14 protein-coding genes are annotated in these 21,389 nt (G+C 64.3%); 4 read left to right on the top strand and 10 right to left on the bottom strand.

The features are described from left to right. Window positions 1-43 precede the first annotated feature (43 nt). Both HU748_RS04945 and HU748_RS04950 read left to right on the top strand, forming a co-directional pair. A complete protein-coding gene (locus HU748_RS04945) occupies window positions 44-1,132 on the top strand; it encodes a polyamine ABC transporter substrate-binding protein (RefSeq protein WP_186719466.1) in 1,089 nt (362 codons plus the stop codon). A gap of 14 nt (window positions 1,133-1,146) precedes the next feature. After that, window positions 1,147-2,442 carry an FAD-binding oxidoreductase gene (locus HU748_RS04950; RefSeq protein ID WP_186708291.1) on the top strand — a complete coding sequence of 432 codons (1,296 nt, stop codon included), beginning with the start codon at window positions 1,147-1,149 and terminating at the stop codon, window positions 2,440-2,442. Here the strand turns inward: HU748_RS04950 and HU748_RS04955 are convergent, their stop codons facing one another. After that, on the bottom strand, window positions 2,443-2,748 hold the full coding sequence (locus HU748_RS04955; protein ID WP_186664486.1) for a DNA-binding transcriptional regulator: 306 nt from the start codon (window positions 2,746-2,748) through the stop codon (window positions 2,443-2,445). It lies immediately after the preceding gene. After that, window positions 2,729-3,112, bottom strand: a complete 384-nt coding sequence (locus tag HU748_RS04960) for a type II toxin-antitoxin system RelE/ParE family toxin (RefSeq protein WP_186719467.1) — start codon at window positions 3,110-3,112, stop codon at window positions 2,729-2,731. The genes HU748_RS04955 and HU748_RS04960 overlap by 20 nt, the downstream gene beginning before the upstream one ends. Window positions 3,113-3,310: 198 nt before the next feature. On the opposite strand from HU748_RS04960, the gene HU748_RS04965 reads away from it, so the two are divergent. After that, the gene (locus tag HU748_RS04965) at window positions 3,311-3,988 is read left to right on the top strand and encodes a DUF3313 domain-containing protein (protein ID WP_186664482.1); all 678 of its coding nucleotides are present in this window, start codon (window positions 3,311-3,313) and stop codon (window positions 3,986-3,988) included. A 95-nt stretch (window positions 3,989-4,083) separates the two neighbouring features. Here the strand turns inward: HU748_RS04965 and HU748_RS04970 are convergent, their stop codons facing one another. The 3 genes from HU748_RS04970 to HU748_RS04980 all read right to left on the bottom strand — a co-directional run bounded on the left by HU748_RS04970 (window position 4,084) and on the right by HU748_RS04980 (window position 7,999). Further along, a complete protein-coding gene (locus tag HU748_RS04970; RefSeq protein WP_186719469.1) occupies window positions 4,084-4,965 on the bottom strand; it encodes an alpha/beta hydrolase in 882 nt (293 codons plus the stop codon). Window positions 4,966-5,093: 128 nt separating this feature from the next. Further along, window positions 5,094-6,401: a serine/threonine transporter gene (locus tag HU748_RS04975; protein ID WP_186719471.1), complete on the bottom strand. Its 1,308-nt coding sequence runs from the start codon at window positions 6,399-6,401 to the stop codon at window positions 5,094-5,096. Between the two features lie 221 nt (window positions 6,402-6,622). Further along, window positions 6,623-7,999, bottom strand: a complete 1,377-nt coding sequence (locus HU748_RS04980; protein WP_186719473.1) for an L-serine ammonia-lyase — start codon at window positions 7,997-7,999, stop codon at window positions 6,623-6,625. Between the two features lie 146 nt (window positions 8,000-8,145). On the opposite strand from HU748_RS04980, the gene HU748_RS04985 reads away from it, so the two are divergent. Then, window positions 8,146-9,081, top strand: a complete 936-nt coding sequence (locus HU748_RS04985) for a LysR substrate-binding domain-containing protein (protein ID WP_186664474.1) — start codon at window positions 8,146-8,148, stop codon at window positions 9,079-9,081. Window positions 9,082-9,127: 46 nt separating this feature from the next. Here HU748_RS04985 and mnxG read toward each other — a convergent pair whose 3' ends face one another. The 5 genes from mnxG to HU748_RS05010 form a co-directional block, all read right to left on the bottom strand. Continuing rightward, on the bottom strand, window positions 9,128-14,977 hold the full coding sequence (gene mnxG, locus HU748_RS04990) for a manganese-oxidizing multicopper oxidase MnxG (RefSeq protein ID WP_186719475.1): 5,850 nt from the start codon (window positions 14,975-14,977) through the stop codon (window positions 9,128-9,130). A 146-nt stretch (window positions 14,978-15,123) separates the two neighbouring features. Next, entirely contained in the window at window positions 15,124-16,458 is a 1,335-nt protein-coding gene (locus HU748_RS04995; RefSeq protein ID WP_186664470.1) for an LLM class flavin-dependent oxidoreductase, read from the bottom strand. 16 nt (window positions 16,459-16,474) lie between these two features. Next, window positions 16,475-18,583, bottom strand: a complete 2,109-nt coding sequence (locus tag HU748_RS05000) for a TonB-dependent receptor (RefSeq protein ID WP_186719477.1) — start codon at window positions 18,581-18,583, stop codon at window positions 16,475-16,477. Window positions 18,584-18,980: 397 nt separating this feature from the next. Then, window positions 18,981-20,396 (bottom strand): aspartate ammonia-lyase, encoded by a 1,416-nt coding sequence (locus tag HU748_RS05005; protein WP_186719480.1) that lies wholly within the window; start codon window positions 20,394-20,396, stop codon window positions 18,981-18,983. Beyond that, window positions 20,383-21,372 (bottom strand): LysR family transcriptional regulator, encoded by a 990-nt coding sequence (locus HU748_RS05010; RefSeq protein WP_186719481.1) that lies wholly within the window; start codon window positions 21,370-21,372, stop codon window positions 20,383-20,385. The genes HU748_RS05005 and HU748_RS05010 overlap by 14 nt, the downstream gene beginning before the upstream one ends. Window positions 21,373-21,389 lie beyond the last annotated feature (17 nt).

Raw genomic sequence — 21,389 nt, forward strand, 5'->3', positions numbered from 1 at the left:
CTGCTTCATCGAACCCGAAGAACAAGACCAACGAGGTGCCGACATGCGTCACTTGCAAACCCTGATTCCCGCAGCCTTCGCCCTGCTGTTCGGCGCGGCCGCCCATGCCGAGCCCACGGTCAGCGTGTACAACTGGACCGACTACATTGGCGACACCACCCTGGCCGACTTCCAGGCCAGTACCGGGATCAAGGTGGTGTATGACGTCTTCGACTCCAACGAAACCCTCGAGGGCAAGCTGCTCGCCGGGCGCACCGGCTACGATGTGGTGGTGCCCTCGAACCACTTCCTCGCCCGCCAGGCCAAGGCCGGCGCGTTCCTGCCGCTCGACCGCAGCAAGCTGCCGAACTGGCAGCACCTGGACCCGAAACTGCTCAAGCAACTGGAGCAGAACGACCCGGGCAACCAGTACGCCGTACCGTACCTGTGGGGCACCAATGGCATCGGCTACAACGTCGAGAAGGTCAAGGCCGCGCTGGGCATCGACAAGGTCGACTCCTGGGCCGTGCTGTTCGAGCCAGAAAACCTGAAGAAACTCAAGCAATGCGGCGTGGCCTTCATGGACTCGCCCGACGAGCTGTTCCCGGCCATGCTCAACTACCTGGGCATGAACCCACGCAGCGAAGACCCGAAAGACTACGCCAAGGCCGAAGCACGGCTGATGGAGCTGCGCCCGTACATCACCTACTTCCACTCCTCCAAGTACGTCTCGGACCTGGCCAACGGTGATGTGTGCGTGGCCTTCGGCTACTCCGGCGACGTGTTCCAGGCGGCCAACCGCGCCGTGGAAGCCAAGAACGGCGTGAAAATCGCCTACAGCATTCCCAAGGAAGGCAGCAACCTGTGGTTCGACCTGCTGGCCATCCCGAAAGACGCCAGCAATCCTGACCAGGCCCTGGCCTTCATCAACTACCTGCTCGACCCGAAAGTGATCGCCAAGGTCAGTGCGACGGTCGGCTATGCCAACGCCAACCCTGACGCCAAGGCGTTCATGGACAAGTCGCTGGTGGAAAATCCCGAGATCTATCCGTCCCAGGAAGTGCTGGACAAGCTCTACGTTTCCAGCACCCCCAGCCCGCAGATCATGCGGGTCATGACCCGCTCCTGGAGCAAGATCAAGTCCAACCGCTGATTCGAGTGTTTCCGATGCCTCATCAAACCGAACACACCGCCTCCTACTACGCCGCCACGGCCCGTGCCACGGCCCCCTACCCCGAGCTCGAAGGCGAGTTGAGCGCCGACGTGTGCGTGGTCGGCGGTGGCCTGACCGGCGTCAACACCGCGCTGGAGCTGGCCGAGCGTGGCCTGTCGGTGATCCTGCTGGAGGCCCGGCGCATCGGCTGGGGCGCAAGCGGGCGCAATGGCGGGCAACTGATCCGTGGTATCGGCCATGACGTGTCGGGTTTTGCCCGCTACGTCGGCCAGGACGGCGTGCGTTACCTCAAGCAGGCAGGCCTGGACTCGGTCGAACTGGTGGCCAGGCGCATCGAGCAGTACAACATCGAGTGCGACCTGCGCTGGGGCTTCTGTGAGCTGGCCAATACAACGGCGCAGTTCGATGCGTTCAACGACGAACTGCAGGACCTGGCCGAACTGGGCTACCGGCACGAAACCCGACTGATCGCCCCAGAGCGCATCCGCGAGGTCGTTGCCAGTGACCAGTACGCCGGCGGCCTGGTGGACATGGGCTCCGGCCACCTGCATCCACTGGACCTGGTGCAGGGCGAAGCCCGCGCCGCCAGCAGCCTTGGCGTGCGCATCTTCGAGCAGACCGCTGTGCAACGCATCGAACACGGCCCTACCGTCACCTTGCACTGCGCCCGCGGGAAGGTACGGGCCAAGAGCCTGGTGTTGGGGTGCAATGCGCACCTGGACGAGTTGGAGCCGCGCTTGACCGGCAAGGTGCTGCCCGCCGGCAGCTACGTGGTGGCTACCGAACCGCTGTCAGAAGCCCTGGCGCGCAGCCTGATCCCGCAGAACATGGCCCTGTGCGACCAGAAGGTCGGCCTTGACTACTATCGCCTGACCGCCGACCGCCGCCTGCTGTTTGGTGGCGCCTGCCACTACTCCGGGCGCGATCCGAAAGACATCGCCGCCTACATGCGCCCGAAAGTGCTGAAGGTGTTCCCGCAACTGGCCGATGTGCGCATCGACTTCCAATGGGGCGGCATGATCGGCATCACCGCCAACCGCTTCCCCCAGGTGGGCCGCCTGAGCCAGCATCCGAACGTGTATTACGCCCAGGGTTACTCCGGGCATGGCCTGAACGTGACCCACTGGACCGCCAAGCTGTTGGCCGAGGCCATCGCCGTCGGCCACAGCCAGGGCCTGGATATCTTCAGTACCGTACCGCACCTGACCTTCCCCGGCGGCAAGGCCCTGCGCTCGCCGCTGCTGGCACTGGGGATGTTGTGGTATCGCGTGCGGGAGGTGCTGGGCTGATCAGAGAATGGCCTGGAGGCCCTTGTCGGCAATGATATTGAGCAGTTTCAGCGCGGGCCCGGCTGGCCGGGTCTCCCCCTGCTCCCATTTGCGTACGGTAGATGCACTGGTATGCAAATGCAGTGCGAAAACCGGCTGGCTGAAATTGAGCGCCTCGCGCAGGCGCTTGATGTCCAGCGCAGTGAAATCCCTGACGGGCGCAGGACAGATGGCCTCGAATTCGCGCATCGTTACCTTGCCAACCACGCCAGCCTGGTAAAGCACAGACAGGTCGTCACGCAACGACTCAATCAATTTGCTGGTCACAATACACCTCCTCAAGTACGCCGCAACTTATTGCCTTGGCCAAGTTTTGCGACGACATTTCAACCAGTACCCTGCCCATCAACTGCAGCGCTTTTTGCTCAGTTGGGGTGACGTTTGCTTTTTCAGCCTTGGCGAACCCATGAAGAAACACATAACGCTCACCCAAACGGGCAGATAACAATGTTCTGTATCCGCCACTCTTCCCTGAACCAGGCGAGGCAATGCGTTTTTTGAAGAGCAACCCTCCGAGACTTGCATCCACCAATCCGCTTTGCATTTCCCTGACTGCTATGCATAGCGGCGAGTCCGATAGCCTCTCGCGGGCCTGCCAACGGGAAAAATCCCCGCGTTTGTAAATACTCACTTTTCACCATCAAAACATACCCGTGACGGGCATAGATTTCCAGTGATCCACCTAGAGCGATAGCCAGACGGCTCTTGATTTCCGGTGGGAATTCACATCACCGAACCAAGGACGCATACCAACCCACCGGCAAACTGGCCAACCGCCAAGCACCTGCTAGCGTTGATCTGGCCTCCCCCTCAATGGACGCTACCGATCATGAAACCGCTGCCTCGCGCCACCCTGCTGTGCGCTGCCTTGCTAGCCCTGGCCGCCTGCTCCAGCAACCGCGTCGATCCGAGCCAGTATTCCGGGTTTCTCAAGGACTACAGCCGGCTCAAGCCGGCAGAAAGTGTTTCCGGGGCGCCGGTGATGCGCTGGATCGACCCGGGGCTCAAGGCCAGCCAGTATCGACAGGTCTACATCGAGCCCAGCCAGTTCTATCCCAAGCCACAACCCACCGCTGTGATCTCGGCGCAGACCCTGCAGGCGATCACCCGCTACTTCGACGACGCCATGCGCCGGGAACTGGGCAGCGTGCTGACGGTGGTCAGCGCTCCAGGCCCGGGAACGATCGTGGTACGCCCCGCAATCACCGCAGTGTCGACCAAGACCGAGGGCCTGAAGCCCTATGAAGTGGTGCCCATCGCCCTGGTGGCGGCAGCGGTGAACACCGCCGCCGGCGGTCGTGACCAGGAAGTGGACATCGCCGTGGAGGCGGCCTTCCTCGACGGTGCCAACCAGAAAGTGCTGGCCCAGGTGGTGCGCAAGGGCGCCGGCGAGGCGCTGGAGAACGACACCGCGCAGCTCAAGCTGGAGAACGTCAAGCCGGTGCTCGATGGCTGGGCCAGCGACATGCGCCGCAGTGTCGTGGAGCTGCGCAGGAAGGGCCAGTGAACGGCGCCGGGTCAGTCTTTCACGACCGCGGGAAACAGCACAGCGAGGCTCCTGTAGATGTTGATGTCGTCCAGGACAGGTCAGGTCAGGTCGTATCAGGCGTGCTGCAGGAACGGCAGGGCGTGCTCGAGCAGGGCTTGCGGGGCTTCTTCGGGAATGTAGTGACCACAGGGCAGCTCGTTGCCGCGCACGTCCTCGGCACAGGCGCGCCACTCCTTGAGCGGGTCGAAGCACTTGCCGATCACGCCGTCACGGCCCCACATCACCAGCAGCGGGGTCTTCACAGCGTTCCCGGCATCGATATCGGCCTGGTCATGTTCCAGGTCGATGCCGGCAGCGGCCCGATAGTCTTCGCACACGCCACGCGCCGCGCCCGGTAGCGACAGGCAACGACGGTACTCGGCGAACGCCTCGTCGGTGAACGGCGCAAGGCCGGCACTGCGCCCGCCCATGACACTGCGCAGGTAACCTTCCGGGTTGGCTTCGATCAAGGTTTCAGGCAGCGGCGCCGGGCGGATGAGGAAGAACCAGTGCCAGTAGGCACGGGCGAAAGCTTCGTTGGTCTGGCGGTACATCGCCAGGGTCGGGGCGATGTCCAGCAGCACCAGGCGGGTGAGGCGCTGGGAGTGGTCGAGCGCCAGGCGGTGCGCGACCCGCGCACCGCGGTCGTGGGCCATCAGGGCGAATTGCTCGAACCCCAGGGCCTGCATGAGCCCGACCATATCGGCCGCCATGCGGCGCTTGGAATACGCCTCATGCCGGTCGTCGGCCTCAGGCTTGGCCGAATCGCCGTAACCGCGCAGGTCGGCGGCGACCACGGTGAAATGCTCGGCCAGCTTCTCGGCCACCTTGTGCCAGATCACATGGGTCTGCGGGTGGCCGTGCAACAGCAGCAATGCCGGCCCCTTGCCGCCGATACGGTAGGCGATCTCGATACCTTCGACGTGCTGGAAGGCTTTCTTGAAACCCTGGAACATGCCAATCACTCCGTTTCGTGTGCACTCAGGCCGCAAGGCGACCCTCCAGGTGCCGAGCATAGCTGCGGCACCAAAGGCATCAAGAACGCAAATGCAGAGCGAAGCAACACGAATCGTGGAGCATGGCCTCAGGCAACGAAGCCGTAGAAGATCGCCGACAAGGTGATCAACCCCACCAGCACGACGAAGACGTTCGACAGCGCGCCCGAGTACTTGCGCAGCGAAGGCACCTTGCGCACTGCATACATCGGCATCAGGAACAGCAGGCAGGCCAGCACCGGGCCACCGAGGCTTTCGATCAGGCCGAGGATGCTCGGGTTGAGGGTCGCCACGATCCAGCAACCCAGCACCATGAACAGCGCCGTGACACGCTCCAGGCGCTTGGCCGACCAGCTTTTACCGCGGCTGCGCAGGCTCTTGACGATCATGCCCTGGAAGCCTTCGCTGGCACCGATGTAGTGGCCCAGGAACGATTTGGTGATCGCCACCAGAGCAATCAGGGGCGCGACAAAAGCGATGACCGGGGTCTGGAAGTGGTTGGCCAGGTACGACAGGATCGAGATGTTCTGCACCTTGGCCGCAGCCAGGTCGGCCGGGCTCAGGGCCAGCACGCAACTGAAGCAGAAGAACATCACCGTCAGCACCATCATCAGGTGGGCGGTGGCCAGGGTGCGGCCGCTCTTGCGGTCGGCGTCGGCGCCGTAGCGGTGCTTCTGGTCGACGGCGAAGGCCGAGATGATCGGCGAGTGGTTGAACGAGAACACCATCACCGGAATCGCCAGCCACAGGGTCAGCAGCAGCCTGGAGGCGCTCAGGCCTTCGCTGGCCTGGGCAAAGAAGGCGCCGTTCCAGTTGGGGATCAGGCTCAGGGCCAGCAGCAGGAGCGAGGCGACGAAGGGATAGACCAGCACGCTCATGACCTTGACGATGATCTGCTGGCCGCAGCGCACCACCACCATCAGGCCGGCGATCAACAGCAGCGACAACAGCGCACGCGGCGGCGCGGTCACGTGCAGCTGGTGTTCGAGGAAACTGGTGAGAGTGTTGGTCAAGGCCACGCTGTAGACCAACAGGATGGGGAAGATCGCCAGGAAGTAGAGCAAGGTGATGAGCTTGCCGGCGCCCACACCGAAATGCTCCTCGACCACCTCGGTGATGTCTTCGTTGCCGCCACGGCGCCCGGACAGCACGAAGCGGGTCAGCGCACGGTGCGCATAGAAGGTCATCGGGAAAGCCAGCAGCGCGAGGATCAACAGCGGCCAGAAGCCCCCTACCCCGGCATTGATCGGCAGGAACAGGGTGCCGGCGCCGATGGCGGTGCCGTACAGGCCCAGGGCCCAGGTGGTGTCGTGGCGGTTCCAGCTGCGCGTGGCTGTGGTCGACGCCGGCGCAGCCGAATCCGCACGAACGGTCGTGGTGTTGTGTACATCAGTCATGGGTTTCGCCTTTGTAGTTGTTTTTGTTGCTCGGTGAAGCGGGTGTTGCAGGTGGATTCAGGCGTGTTGAGTCGGGCTCCTTGAGCGCCTGTGCTCGGTCCTCTGCACCGACGCGATACCTGTAGGAGCGGGCTTGCCCGCGAAAAAGACACCGCTGCCTGGCACGGGCTACGCCCGTGTTCGCAGTTGCGCCTTCAGGGCTGGGTTGCGAACAGGGCGACTCAACACTCGACGAAGGCGACGGCCAGGCCGCCGCGCGAAGTTTCCTTGTAGTTGGCGTGCATGTCCGCGCCGGTGTCGCGCATGGTGCGGATCACCCGATCGAGGGAGATGAAATGCTCGCCATCACCCCGCAAGGCCATCTGTACGGCGTTGATCGCCTTCACGGCGGCGATGGCATTGCGCTCGATGCACGGCACCTGGACCAGACCGCCGACCGGATCGCAGGTCAGGCCGAGGTTGTGCTCCAGGGCAATTTCAGCGGCGTTTTCCAGCTGCGGCGGCGTGGCGCCGAGCACTTCGGCAAGGCCTGCAGCGGCCATGGAGCAGGCCGAACCGACCTCCCCCTGGCAACCCACTTCGGCGCCGGAGATCGATGCGTTTTTCTTGCACAGGATGCCGACCGCCGCCGCTGCCAGCAGAAAGGCCACCACGTCGTCATCACAGGCGCCCGGGTTGAACTTCATGTAGTAGTGCAACACCGCCGGGATGATGCCGGCCGCACCATTGGTCGGTGCCGTGACCATGCGCCCGCCCGCGGCGTTCTCTTCGTTGACCGCCAGGGCGAACAGGTTGACCCACTCCATCGCGCTCAGGGTCGAGCCGATCACGTTCGGCTTGCCCAACTCCTGCAGGCTGCGATGCAGACGCGCAGCCCGGCGCTTGACCTTGAGCCCTCCAGGCAAGATGCCTTCATTGCGCAGGCCGTTGTCGACGCACTCGCGCATGGCCGCCCAGATATTCAGCAAGCCGCTGCGGATCTCATCTTCGCTGCGCCAGGCCAGTTCGTTGGCCATCATCAACTGGCCCACGGTCAAGCCATGGGTCTTGCACAACGCCAGCAGCTCGGCGCCTGAAGAAAACTCGTAGGGCAACTCGACCTGCGCGACGCGACTGACCGGGGCATCGATTTCAGCTTGCTCGATGATGAAGCCGCCACCCACGGAGTAGTAGGTCTGGGTCAGCAGGCTGCCCTGCCCGTCCAGCGCTTCCAGGCTCATGGCATTGGGGTGATAGTCCAGGCTTTCGTCGAGCAGGCGCATGTCGCGGCTGTACTGGAACGCCACCGGGTGCGAGCCATCGAGCATCAGGCACTGCTCCTGCATCAACTGGTCGATGCGCGGCTCGATACTGTGCGGGTCGACGCGGTCCGGCCACTGGCCCATCAGGCCCAGCAGGCAGGCGCGATCGGTGGCATGGCCGACACCGGTGGCCGACAGCGAGCCATACAGGCGCACCTCGACCCGCTGCACCTGGGCCAGCAGGCCGCGCTCGCGCAGCAACCGGGCGAAAGTGGCGGCGGCACGCATGGGCCCCACGGTGTGGGAGCTGGACGGCCCGATGCCGATCTTGAAGAGGTCGAAAACACTGATAGCCATGCTAATGCCTGACCGCCGCGACGTTATTCGCCGCTGCGCGGCCCTCCGGAAAAATTGATGGGTACTGCGAATTTGCGCGATACTGCCGCGCTCGCCTGGCGATGACCAACGAAAATTCCTAAGCAAGCCTTTAGCAGGACTAAACAATGAAAGGGCAGCTCAACGGCCAGGTGTTCGTCTGGTTGCATGTGTTCTCCTGTGCCGCGCGGCACCTGTCGTTCACCCGCTGTGCCGAAGAGCTGCACATCACCCCCGGGGCGGTCAGCCAGCAGATGCGCCAGCTTGAAGAGCGCCTGGGCTTCGCCCTGTTCCTGCGCCGTGCCCGTGGCGTGGAGCTGACTGCCGAGGGGCAGCGCCTGGCGCAGACCGTGGCCGAGGCCTATGGCAGCATCGAAGCCGAACTGCTGCGTCTGGACGCCGGCGAAATTCGCGGTACCTTGCGCCTGCGCTCGATCCCTTCGTTCCTCGCCAAATGGCTGACCCCGCGCCTGCCGCGCTTCCAGCAGCGCTACCCGGACATCGAGCTGCGCCTGGTGGCCGAGGACAGCAAACAGGCCCTGCACGACGGCGATTTCGACCTGGCGATCGACCTCAACGACGGCAGCTATCCTGGAATGCTCTCGACCCCACTGCTGGACGAACAGATCTTCCCGGTCTGCTCCCCGGCCCTGCTGCGCGGTCGCCCGCCGCTGCACGGCCCGGCCGATCTGGTGCACTACCCGCTGCTGCACGACATCACGGCCTGGCGCGGCAGTTCGGAGTACGCGGAGTGGGAGTTCTACCTTGACGGTATCGGTGCGGGTGGCCTGAACGTACGACGCGGCCACACCTTCAACCGCAATCACCTGACCATCGAGGCGGCGATTGCCGGTATCGGCGTTGCGATTGCGCGGCGGACCTTGCTCAACGACGAACTCGAGCGCGGCACGCTGATCGTTCCGTTCGGTGTACCGATCCCCAATCACAAGCGTTATGTACTGCTCTACCCGCCTGGTGGCCTGACCCAACCCGGCGCCCGCGCAGTGCATGACTGGCTGGTGGAAGAAGCACAGACCTTTCGCGCCCTGCATCCGCTGATGTGAAACGGCCCCGCTGCCGGTTGCCTGGCAGCGGGGCCGCACACCCTGGTTACTGTGCCGGTGCAGTGGTCGGTGGCGCTTCGTTGGTCACCCGCAGGATCCCCCATAACCCGGCGGTATTGCCGTAGGCGGCGTAGTCGCGGAACAGGTAGTCCCCCGGCACCGCGTTGGCACCACCCGCGCTGGGCAGCATGAAGCTGAAGTGCGCCGCCGGCAGCACGCTCTCCTGCGCGCCGATGTACATCGCCATCGGGTTGTAGCCGAAGCGCACCGAACCGATGCCCGGCAGGCCCATGGGGTAGCCGTCCAGGTCGTTCTTCTCGGCCTGGTAGGCATGCAGCGGCCACAGGTGCCCGTCGAGCTGGTAGGTGATACCGCGGCTACCACCACTGGGCATCAGCACATGGCTGCGCAGCGGTTGACCGGGCTTGGCCCAAAGCACCGGTGTCTGCGGATCGCCGTTGACCAGAGCGTTGCTGTAGGCCATATGGGCGTTGGGGACATCGGCGAAGCCATGACCATCGGCGTGGCCGAAGGGGGCATCCGGTGCCAGGCCGAAGCGCAACCACAAGGGCTCGGTCTTGTAGTTGATGGCCATGTTGCCATTGTCTTTCGGATCACCCGGCACGCCATTGCCCTCGGTGGCGATCCCCTCCACAGGACGCCCATCGGCCCAGCGCATGTTCAGCGAGCGTTGCCATACGGTCACCAGGTCACGGTAGTCGGCCTGGCCGCTGACCTTGACCGTGGCCTGGGCGCGGCTGGCGCTGTCTTCGGTCCAGGTGGCGGTCTGTGGAAGGACGCTCATGGCGCCAACAAGACCTTTCTGAGGCTGCTTGATGAAGTCCGCCGGGGTCAGGTTGAGCCCGCCGAACTCGATGGCGGTGGTGTTGATGTTGTCCACCGTACGCCCTAGTTGCAGCACCGGCTTGCCCTCGCGCTCCAGATGCCCGGCGTAGTACTGATACACCTTGCTCGGGTACGTCCCACTGTTGCCCGCCCGTGGCGGGACAGTCTGCACGGGGTTGAGGCCGACGTTGGCGCCATCGGACTTGGTGATGTCGTACGCCAGCAACTGCGCATGCAAGCCAACATGGCTGGACGGGCGCATCAGGTTGTTGTTGAAGGCCGTGGAGCCCTCGCTGGCATTGCGATCACGCTTGACCACGTTCTGCATCACCGCCGTACTGGGCAGGTCCGGCATCATCAGCGGCAGGCGGTTCTCCAGGGTGATGCTGATGCAATCCCCCGCATTGGCACGCAGTACCAAGGGTTCTACTGGAATACCTGGCTTGAGTTTGCCGGTCACGGCATCGAGGTCGGCCTTGCGCACATACAGCACCGCCGTCGGGTCATGCAGCGGCGCACTGTGGCCGCCCAGGGTGAAGGTCGTGCCGTCCTCCTCGTCGGTCACGGTTGCCAATGGAATGCTGGTGCGCCGACTGTTGAACACCAAGGTCCCGCCGTTGCTCTTCAACGGCCCGCCGACGTGCTGGTTGACCCCCGCCGGATCGCTGATGCTGACACCCTGGCGGTTCTCCAGAATGTCATTGGCCAGCGCGGCAACCACTTCATAGCTGCGCTTGACCGTCGGCCGGGTGCCGATGCCATTGGCATTGGTCGTGGTTTTCGGGCAGATGCCGTCGAAGTTCACGGTGTTGCGCATGGCCACCGGTTGCGGGTTGTTCGGCAGAGCAATCAAGTCTGGCCGCTGCGCCGTGTAGTTGCGCATTACCCCCCAGATGCCGTTCCAGTAACCCTCCAGCGCCGCATCCAGCGAATACAGGTAGTCGCCGTTGCTGGCGGCGGAGCTTGAGATCATCGACACCGGTGCCATGAAACCCATCTGCTCGGAGATACCCACCATCTGCGAGGCTTTCCACCCCGAGTTGGAGCTGCTGCCGAAACCTGAACCGTTCTGCAGCCACTTCACGCCATGCAGGGTCACGTTGTGCTCCTCTTCATGCCCACCAGCGTGCATGCGCAAGCGCACGTTGTCGCCGGAATAGGTGCGCAGCATCGGGGTGAACGGATCGCCTGGCTCGGTGCCCTTGTTGATGTGCGGCGGGAACAGCGTGGTGCCGCCAGTAGGGCCGATCGCCGAGGTGATTGCCGAGGGCGCCAGGTTCATCGCTGGAATCGCCCGGTCGGTGCGGGTCTGCAGGGCATAGGCCAGGTCGCCACCCAGGCCGTCGGCCTGCATACCGCGCTTGCCGTCCGGGCCGACCTTGTTGGGGTCGAACACACGCAGGGCCAGCGGTTCGTTGCGGTAGTTGACGACGAACATCCCCGGATCATCCACCGAAATCGCCTGTGGGCACGGCCGGGTCGGACAGCCTGGGCTCAGCCCGCCGCGCGACTCGACCACCGCCTCCAACAGGTTCGACGCCTTCTGCCGCACCGGCGGGTTGATGGCGTAGCGGAAGCTGTCGGCGGTGGCCGGATACGCCTGGCCGTTAGGCACGCCATCGGGGCCGGCCCCCACGTACACACCCGCTTCATAGGCATGCTGGAAGTCGCTGTACTCGAGGAAGAACTCGCGGTAGCTGTCGTTGCGCCCGTCGCCATCGTGGTCGCCGGTCTGGATCACGGCCTGCCACGAAGTCGGCCCGCCATCCTGGCGCAGGGCCGGGTTGTACAACTGCTCGCCGGTTTCGGCGTGGTACCAGGTGGAGCCTGCGGGTTCTGCCAGCACGGTGGCATACAGGCCCAACTGCTGATGGGTCGATGGGCCGAGGTGGTCGTGGGTGAAGATGGTGCCCAGGCCACGGTCGACGTTGTACACGTTGATCAGAGGATCGGCGAACCAGCGTTGCATGGCCGTGCGCGCGCCGAGCCAGTCTGCCCGGCCGAAGCGGCCGAAGTACGGATGCTGGCGTGCTTTCGGGCAGGCCGCCGAGCCATCGCGGGCATCGCCCTCGCTGCAGCCGTTGTAGGCGCGGATGGCATCCACGCGCTCGACCACGCTGCCGGGCGAGAGAATGCCATCTTCGTAGTTCCAGCCATTGGCAGAGCCGTCGGCGGCGGTCAGGTCCCATTTGGGCAAGTGGATGTGCTGGCCGATCACGTCGGTCGGGGTGCGCACCTGGTAGTCGTCCATCTCGTAGAACGAGGGGATCAGGTTGGTGTGCACGTACTGGGTGCAATCGAAGGTGTTCATGCGCATCACCAGCGGCTCCGGTGGGCGCTGCTTGGTGATCACCGGCCAGGCGTCTTCCCACAGGGCCAGGATGCGCGCCTGCGGGAAGTGGTAGCCGACCTTGTTGTACACCGCATCGAACTGGATATTGGCGGCCTTGTAGACGCGCGGACGGTCGGCGGTGAAGGTCGAGGCGCCGCGAAAACTCATGCCGGTGAGGCTTTCGCCGCTGGCGAATTCACCCACCCCGGAGGATTGGGTCAGGCGCTTGCCGCGATCATCCATGCAGGGTTCGTAGAATGGCGCGCCTGCGGTGGGCAAGGTGCCGTTGGTACGGAAGGCCTTGGCCACCGGTGCACTGCCGGGTATCAGGGCGAAGCTTGGGTGCTCGGCCTTGGCGTGGAACTGCATGGCGGCCTGTTCGACCTCGGTGCCCTCCTCGGGCAGGTAGATCGGCTTGGCCTTGTGCACCACCTTGGAGAAATCCAGTTTGGTGGTGGTGGTCACCGCCTCGCCGCCCGCCGATACGCCGTCCAGCGCATGGCGACCGAGGCCGCCGTCCCAGCCATCGACCTGGTTGGGGTCCAGGTTGGCCCACAGCGCCTTGCCGCTGTCCTTGAGCTGGCGAGCCAGGGCCGGGTCGAGCATGTCCAGCGGTGGGGTTGGCGGACGCTGACCGACACTGCTTTCCATGCCACCGACCCAGAACGGATAGCCGGGGTTTTTCAGGGTTCCGTCGGCATTGCGATTGGTTTCGCTGCGATCGACCAGGGCCAGCGACCCCACGGTCCGTGGCGCGCTGGCGCCCTGCCCATGGTCATCGCCACCCTCCTCTTGAGCTTCGTCGTCACCCTGTTCGGCGACGAGGGTCTCGGCCAGTTTCGGCACCACGGTCACCTTGCCCGGCATCGGCGCCATGGCCTTGCCTGGCAGCGGCACGACCGCCGGAATCGGCGTACCGGCGACGATCTCGCCGTCGGGCAGCGCCCGGGCGCCGCTGGCTGGCTTGCCATTGCGCAAGGCGAACGGCGTAGCGTGGAAGCCATTCTCGCTGTCACCACTCACGGCCAGGCGCGTGCCGGGCTCGAACACATCGTGCACCCGCCACATGGCCCACATGCCCTGGGCAAAGTGCGGATAGAAGTGACAGTGATAGATCGCATCGCCCGCCACGCGGTTGCGGTTGCCCGAACCGCCATTGGCGATTTCATAGGTGTAGCCGACCCCCGGGCCGATGCCCTGGGCGTCGATATAGTCCGAATTGTCGTCGTTGGGGTTGAACAGCCACTGGTGGCCGTGCAGGTGGAAGATGTGCTGCTCGTGGCCGTTGTGGGTGTTGCGGAACTTGGTGAAGTCACCGATATAGCTGTGGTGCACGTTGGACGGCTCGGCCGGGTACAGGGCCATGCTCGCCTTCACCCCTGTGGCGCTGGCCGGCGGCACTTCGCCAGGGCGGATGTGCTCGAGGCCGACGTTGGCCGGAACATCCACCAGGGTGCCGATATCGCCGACGGTATGGGCGCTGAGGAAGAACTCCTCGTAGGCACACGACAGGCAGTCGTGCATCGGCCCGACGCCCAGACGGTTGGCCACCACCTCGGCGCCCATGCCGCCAGAGCCGTAGTTGATCATGAACGAGTCACGTGCCGGCTCCAGCACATGCCCCATCACCGGGTCCGCCCAGTAACCGGGGAAGGCCTGGGTACCGGCCACCTCGTCGGCGAACTGCGAAGCGAAATCACGGAAGGCTTCGAGGCGGTTGGGCAATGCCGGGTTGCGCTTGCCGACGCTTTCCAGCGGGTAGGTCGCACGCGGGAAGCTGCCATCGGGGTTGGGGCCCATGACGATGGCATCGGTTTCGCTGCTGAGGATCTCGTTGCCATCGACCATGGCAATGATCGGTTTGCCGGCCTTGCCTTCTGCGATCCACGGTTGGACCTGCGGATAACGTGCCTCGTAGTCGATCACCGGCTGGCCGGTGGCGGTACGGCCTGAGGTGGCCAGGCGCATTTCCTCTTCGGTCAGGGTGTTGCGATAGGTCCGTCCAGCCTTGGGCACCACCACCACCTGGCCAAACAAACCATTGGCGACATTCCCGGCATTGCCTTCACCGCCAAAGGGCGCGCCACGGCTGGAGGCGGCAAAGGCGCCCTCGCGCTCGGCGTAGAGCGTGTAGCTGCGGGTGCCGCCCGGGGCGATCAGGAAGTTGGCGTTGCGCCCGGTATTGGCGGCGATGTCGGCGATGCTGTTGACCGCCTGCATGCCGTTGACCTGGAAGCCGACATGGCGATCGCTGACCTGTTCGTCGGCGACGAAGTGTTCGTCGTCCTCGACTTCAGGTAGCTCGACCTCTTCGCCCTCCTCGCCCTCGGCTTCCTCGGGGTGAATGCCGTGCTTGTTGGGATTGGTCTGGTAAGCGAGCAAGTTGGTGAGGTTGACCGTCAGGCAGTCGCCTGCGGCAACCCGCAGCACGATCGGGCGCGGGCGTTTGTCCGGGCGCAGGGTGACCTTGCCCGGCACCGCAGCGCCGCCCTGGCTCAGCGGAACGTGATGCTCATCGACCACATCGTGGCGCAGGGCGAACATCATGCCATTGGCGTTCTGCGCGCCCAGGCGGTTGAACATCAACGGCTGGTCCAACGCCACCACATTGGCCACCAGGGTGCGCTGGCACTGCACGGCCGCTTCGCCAGTGGCCTGCCAGGCCAGCACGGCCAGGGCGAGTGACGTCAGGATGGAGCCTTTGGGCGGGGTCTTCATGCTGCACCTCCGGGGACACAGGGACTCTGCGAGGTGCCGGAGCAAGGGTCATGCCATGGGAAAAAATCTTGTGCTTTCAGTAGCTTGTATGTCCAAAGGGATCGCAGTGGGGGCGATTCCCCACTGCAATTCCCCTTTATCGGGGGTCATGTCCGCAACGAGAACTGGTTCACTGCCTTGGGCAGGCCAAGGTGCTCGCGCAGCGTGCTGCCCTGGTATTCGCGTCGAAACAATCCGCGCCGCTGCAGCAACGGCACCACTTCCTCGACGAACACCCGCGCGCCTGAAGGAAACATGTCGGGCATGATGTTGAAACCATCTCCCGCCCCGGCCAGGAACCACTCGGCCAGAGTATCGGCGACCTGCTCAGGGGTGCCGACCGCCAGCCGATGGCCCACCAGGATGCGTCGTGACAACTGGCGGATGGTCAGGTTTTCGCGCCGGGCCAGGTTCAGCTGCGCCTCGAGAAAGCCATGGGAGCCCTGCTCGAACGCTGCCACCGGGCCGATCCTGGCCCAGGGCAAGGGTGCATCCGGGTCCAGCTCGCGGGCATCGATACCGATGCGTCCGGCCACTTGCTGCAACAGGCCATGCTCGCCATGCCAGGCGTTGAGCTCGTCGAAACGCGCATGGGCCTCGGCCTCGGTGCTGCCGATCACCGTCGACAGCCCCGGCATGATCTTCAGGTGCCTCGGGTCTCGCCCCCAGGCCTTGGCGCGGGCCTTCATCTCCCGGTAGAAGGCTTGCCCGTCAGGCAAGGTGGTCTGGGTGGTGAAGATTGCATCGGCATAGCGCGACCCCAGCGCCTTGCCGCCTTCGGAAGAACCCGCCTGGACCAGGACCGGACGCCCCTGGGGCGAGCGTGGCAGGTTCAGCGGACCTTTGACCTGAAAGTGCCGCCCCTTGAAATCGAGGGTGTGGACCTTGTCCGGATCGGCGAAACGCCCTCCCGCCCGGTCACCGATCACGGCATCCTCTTCCCAGCTGTCCCACAGCTTGAGCGTCACCTCGAGAAATTCCTCGGCGCGGCCATAGCGATCGACATGCAGCGGCGCACCCGCCAGGCCGAAATTCTGCGCGGCCGCGTCGCCGGCGTTGGTGACCACGTTCCATGCCGCACGCCCACCGCTGATGTGATCCAGCGAGGCGATGCGCCGGGCCAGGTTGAACGGTTCGTTGTAGGTACTCGAACAGGTGGCGATCACCCCGATGCGCTCGGTGGCGGCGGCCAAGGCGGTCAGCAGCAGGGTCGGTTCCAGCCGTCCACCCGGCTGGCTGGCGACATCGCCGGGCAACGCCGGGCCGTCCGCAAGAAAGACCGCATCCAGGCAACCCTTTTCCGAAATCCGGGCAATATCGCGGTAGTAGGCGACATCGACATAGGCGTCGATGGCCGCCTCGCCCTGGCGCCACGCTCCGGCGTGGGCGCCGAACCCCAGGATGTTCATGCCCAGGCTCATCTGCGCTACATCTGTGCTCATGAGGCTCTCCCTGCACTCAGAATCGGAAGGCAACGCCAGTGGTCACGTTGAACGCGTCCCCTGGGTAGAAATTCGCAGAATCGCGCCCGCCTGCGTCATAGGCTGTGTTGGTGGCACTGGCATAGCGCTGGTTGGTGAGGTTGCGCAGGTCGGCGAACACCTCCCACTTGCGGCTTGGCGCCTGGTAGCCGAACTTGGCGCCCCACAACAGGTACGACGGGGTCTGCCAGGTGTTGGCGTAGTCGATGTAGTAGCTCGACGCCGCACGCAGGTTGAGCGAGGCGTAGAAACCACTGGCCTGGCGATAGGCGAGCTCGGCCTGGTAGACCTGGCGCGGCAGGCCGGGCAGCTCGTTGTCGCCGAAACGTCCGTCGTGGCGATACTTGAAGTCGTTGAGGGTGTAGGCCTGGCGCAGGTCGAGCGTGTCGCCGTTGGCACCGGTCCACAGCAACGCATTGAGCCCCGCCTCGATGCCTTGATGCAGGGTCGGGCTGGCGTTGGAGGTGGCCGTGAGCTGGTCCTGGGTGGCGGTTGCCTGTTGCACGACCACGGTCAACAGCTCTTTCTGCACCCAGGAGCGGTACAGGGTCAGGCTGCCATCGAAGATCCCCTGGTTGCCGCGCACCCCCACCTCGAAGGTGGTGGCCTTCTGCGGCCGGACATCGTAGAGGAAAGGATTGCTGGTGCTGCCCAGTTGCCAGGTCACCGGCGGGTCGATACTGCGGCTGACGTTGCTGAACAACTGGAATTCGGGATTGATCTGGTAGCGCAGGCCCAGGCGCGGCGCCAGGTCGTTCTCGACGTATTCGACGCTAGTGGGGAAGTTGCTGGGGTTGGCCGCGGTCAGGGTGCTCGCCTCGATCTCGCCCTTGCGGCGGATGTTGACGAACGAGAGCCCCGACGACAACCACAGGTCATCGGCCAGTTGCAGCTCGTTGGCCAGGGTCAGCACGGTATCGCGCGAACCGGTGTAGTTGGTTTCCTGGGTCTTGAGCCCGGTGGCGCGGCTGTGCGCCTTGACATCGGCCAGGTAGGCGCGGGTGTTGCTGAAGATCACGCTGCTGTCACTGGGCAGGCCGAGGAAGGTGTCGCCGGTACGCAGGTAGCGCAGGGTCAGGTTGATATCCTTCGAGCGCCAATCCTGCGGCGCCACGGCATAACGCCAGCCATTGAGCAGCGGGTAGTTGTTGTACGACGCGCCGACTTCGAGCCTGGCGCCATCGTCGAAGGTGTAGGTGGTCTTGTTGCCGATGAAGGTGGTGCCGTCCTTGCGCCGCCCGGTGGGCACCAGATTGCTGCGCGGATCATGCTTGAGCTGTGCGCGGGTCAGGGTGTTGCCGTTGATCAATTGCTCTTCGCGGTACTTGAAGAACACACGGGTCTGCAGCTTGGGGCTGAACACGTGGCCGAAGTTGGCGGCGATGCCACGGCCTTCGTTGCTGGCGTGATCCTGGTAGCCGTCGCGCTCGTTGTGCAGCACGTTGATGTAGTAATCGCTGTCGCCCACCACTCCACCGGTGCTCAGCTGCTGCTTGCGGTAGCCATAGCTGCCGACTTCGAAGCGCGCGTAGTTGCCGGGGTCGGTGCGGCCGGTCTTGCTCACCATGTTGATCGCCCCGCCCAGCGCCAACGCGCCGTACTCGTAAGCGTTGGCGCCGTAGAGCACCTCGGTGTGATCCACCGCCTGCATGTCGAGAAAGTCTTCCTGGGTGCCGCCGGGGCCGGTGATCGGCAGACCGTCGAAGAGGAACTTGGTGCCCAGCACGTAGCCTTGGTAGAAGGTATTGAGCCCCGAGCCGCGGATCGAGATCTTGTTCGCAGCAGTACCGCTGGTGCCCTGGGCGAACACACCGGGCTGCAGCGCCAGTACGTCCTCGGCGTTGGCCGCACGGCCCTGCTCGACTTTGCGGTTGTCGACCACCGCCGTATTGCCAGCAACCTTCTGCAGGCGCTTCTGGTCCTGCTGGGCGCCGGTTGCCGCAGCGCCGGTGACCGTCACCGTGCCCAAGGTGGATTCCTCGGCGGCCAGCGTTGCCGGGCTGAAGGCGGCCAGTAACAACGGCAGGCTGGCGGCGGTCACCAGGCTGAAACGCGGCTGAGCGGAAAATCGGACTTTCGCGCGCACTACTGATACTCCCCATTTATAGATAGGACCGTGTTTCGCTGTTGTTCACGAAGTACGGTCGGGTATTCAAATGGGGTTATTGCAGTTGTTGTGCCAAGGCACTGAATACACTATTTCAGCGATTCACGTGTTGGATGACGGGCTATTTGTACAACCCGCTGTTCAATAAACAACAGTTCAAGGCCACACCAGAAAATTCAGCTTTGATTCGGGCATTTCGATATAACGACCGCTGTTTGAAACTCAACAACCGGCCAACAGAAGTTCTCTGGGAACACACAACTTTCAATCCTTCGCGCGCTGTATCGGGCGTTCCGGCGCCTTCGCGGGCAGTCGAGGCGCCGAACCGCCGCGCCTGCAGCAGGTGGTGACCTGTCTGCAGGTGCGGATTCATCAATCAACGCTGCTCGAACACCGGATACGACGCCTGCTCGATCGCTGCCATGGCCTGCGCCTCGGTCATCACACCGGACTCGGCCAGGATCGCCAGCAGCGAGCGCCCTTCACGCACCGACTGACGCGCCAGTTTGCTGACCTGGGCATAACCCAGGCGCGGCACCAGGGCCGTCGCCACCGCCATCGAATCGGTCAAATGCGCCAGGTTGCGGGCTTGGTCAGCCTGGATGCCGGCCACGCACTTTTCACGAAAACGCTGGATGCCCTGAGTGAGCAAGGTGATGCTGTCGAACACTCGCGAGGCCACCACCGGCTCGAAATGGTTGATCTCGAGCTCGCCGTACTGCACTGCCTGAGCCACTGCCACATCGTTGCCGATGATCGCGAAGCTCAGCTGGATCATCGCCATCGGCAGCACCGGATTGACCTTGCCGGGCATGATCGAGGAGCCGGCCTGGGCTTCGGGCAGCTTGAGTTCGCCCATGCCGCCCACCGGCCCCGACGATAGCTTGGTCAGGTCGGCGGCGATTTTCGCCAGCGAGGTGGCGCAGGTACGCAGCTCACCAGATACGCGGCCGAACACATCCATGTTCTGCATCGCATCGAAGGGGTTGGCTGGCGCCTGGTAGGCGACACCGGTGATCTTCACCAGATGCCGGTAGACCGCCGCGCGGTAAGCCTTCGGCGCGCCGAAACCGGTGCCGATGGCGGTGCCGCCCAAAGGCAGTGTGTGCAGCTTTTCACGCACGGCAACCAGTTCGTCGGCCAGGCGGTGAGTCAGCGCGGCGTACCCCCCGAACAACTGCCCCAGACGCATGGGCTGGGCGTCCTGCAGGCAGGTGCGGCCCAAGTGCAGGATATCGGCGAACTGCAGCGCCTTGGCATCGAACACCTGGGCCAGCAGGCGCACCTGCTCGATCAGCCCGGCAAGCATGGCGTGGGTGGCGATCTTCAACGCCGCCGGGTACACGTCGTTGGTGGACTGGGAGATGTTGACGTGGTCGTTGGGGTGCACCACCTCATAGCTGCCCGGCGCATGGCCGAGGAACTGCTGGGCACGGTTGGCGATGACTTCGTTGAAGTTCATGTTGGTCGAGGTGCCGCCTGAGCCCTCCAGCAGATCGACGATCAGCGAGTCGTCGCATGCACCGGCCATCACCGCCTGGCAAGCTTGGGCAATGGCGTCGGCCTGGGCCTGGGCGATCACGCCGCATTCATGGTTGGCCAGCGCTGCGGCCCACTTGCACTGGGCAAAGGCATCACGAAAGGCCGGGTAATGGGCGATGCTCAGCGGCGACACGCTCAGGTTGTCGAAGCCGCGCAGCGAGTTCACGCCATAGAGTTTGTCGGCGCCAATTCGCACTTCGCCCACATAGTCCTGCTCGACGCGTGCATCGAGGCGATCAAAAGTACTCACGGGTATTTCCCTCTTCGAATTTGACTAATGCCTCGACGCCCTTGCCCAGCGCCGCAAGCCGCGGCAGGAAGGCATCGAGGATGACAGCACGCGCCGACTCGCAGGCATCTGCGAAGAAGGCGCCGTATTCGTTGCGCCGCGCCACCAGATAGAGCGAGCGCTCCAGGCTCAGCTCAGGCGTCAGGTGCGCGGTGACGTTGTCGACCCAGGGCATGGCCTGCAGAAAGCACATCGGGCTGGTCACCGCCCAGCCGATGCCTTCGGCGACCATCGCGGTCAGGGCGTCGGCGTTGTCCAGCTCCAGGCGGTTGGGCACCCGCACATTGAGGCCGCGCAGGTGCCGCTCGATCTGCAGGCCGACCTGCGACAGGCGATTGAAACGCACCACCGGCAACACATTGGCCAGCGCCCGCACATCGTCGAGGCTGTGCAGCTCTCGCCCCAGCGCCTTGGGCGTAATCACGAAATAGCGCTCGGTGAACAAGCGATAGCGGATCACGTCGTTGGCATCCATCAGCGGATCGCTGGTGACGATCAGGTCCAGGTCGCGGCGCAGCAACGACTCGCCCTGCTGCGGGCTGAGGCCGGTACGCACCGACAACTGCGTGACCTGGCCAAGCATCTGGCGGGTGAACATCGAACCACAGGTAGCGGCGAAGGAATCGACCAGGCCAATGCGCAGGTCGGGTTTGACCCCGCGCCCGGCATCGAGCACCTGCGCCTTGAGATTGGACAACTCCTCGCTGAGCAGCGCGCCCCGGTTGCGCAGGGCCAGGCCGAACGCAGTCAGGGTCAGCGGCCGCGTGGTGCGGTCCACCAGCACCACGCCAAGATCGTCCTCCAGCTGGCGTACCAACTGCGACACCCCGGATTGGGAGATGCCCATGCGACTGGCCGCACCGGACATGCTGCCCTCCTCGGCCACAGCGATGAACACCTGGACCGCGTACATGTCGATGAGTCTGTTGCCAGGCATGCTCAAGCTCCCGTGTT

The sequence above is a fragment of the Pseudomonas sp. RW3S2 genome (assembly GCF_014268955.1).
In the GTDB taxonomy this organism is placed as follows: Bacteria; Pseudomonadota; Gammaproteobacteria; order Pseudomonadales; family Pseudomonadaceae; genus Aquipseudomonas; species Aquipseudomonas wayambapalatensis.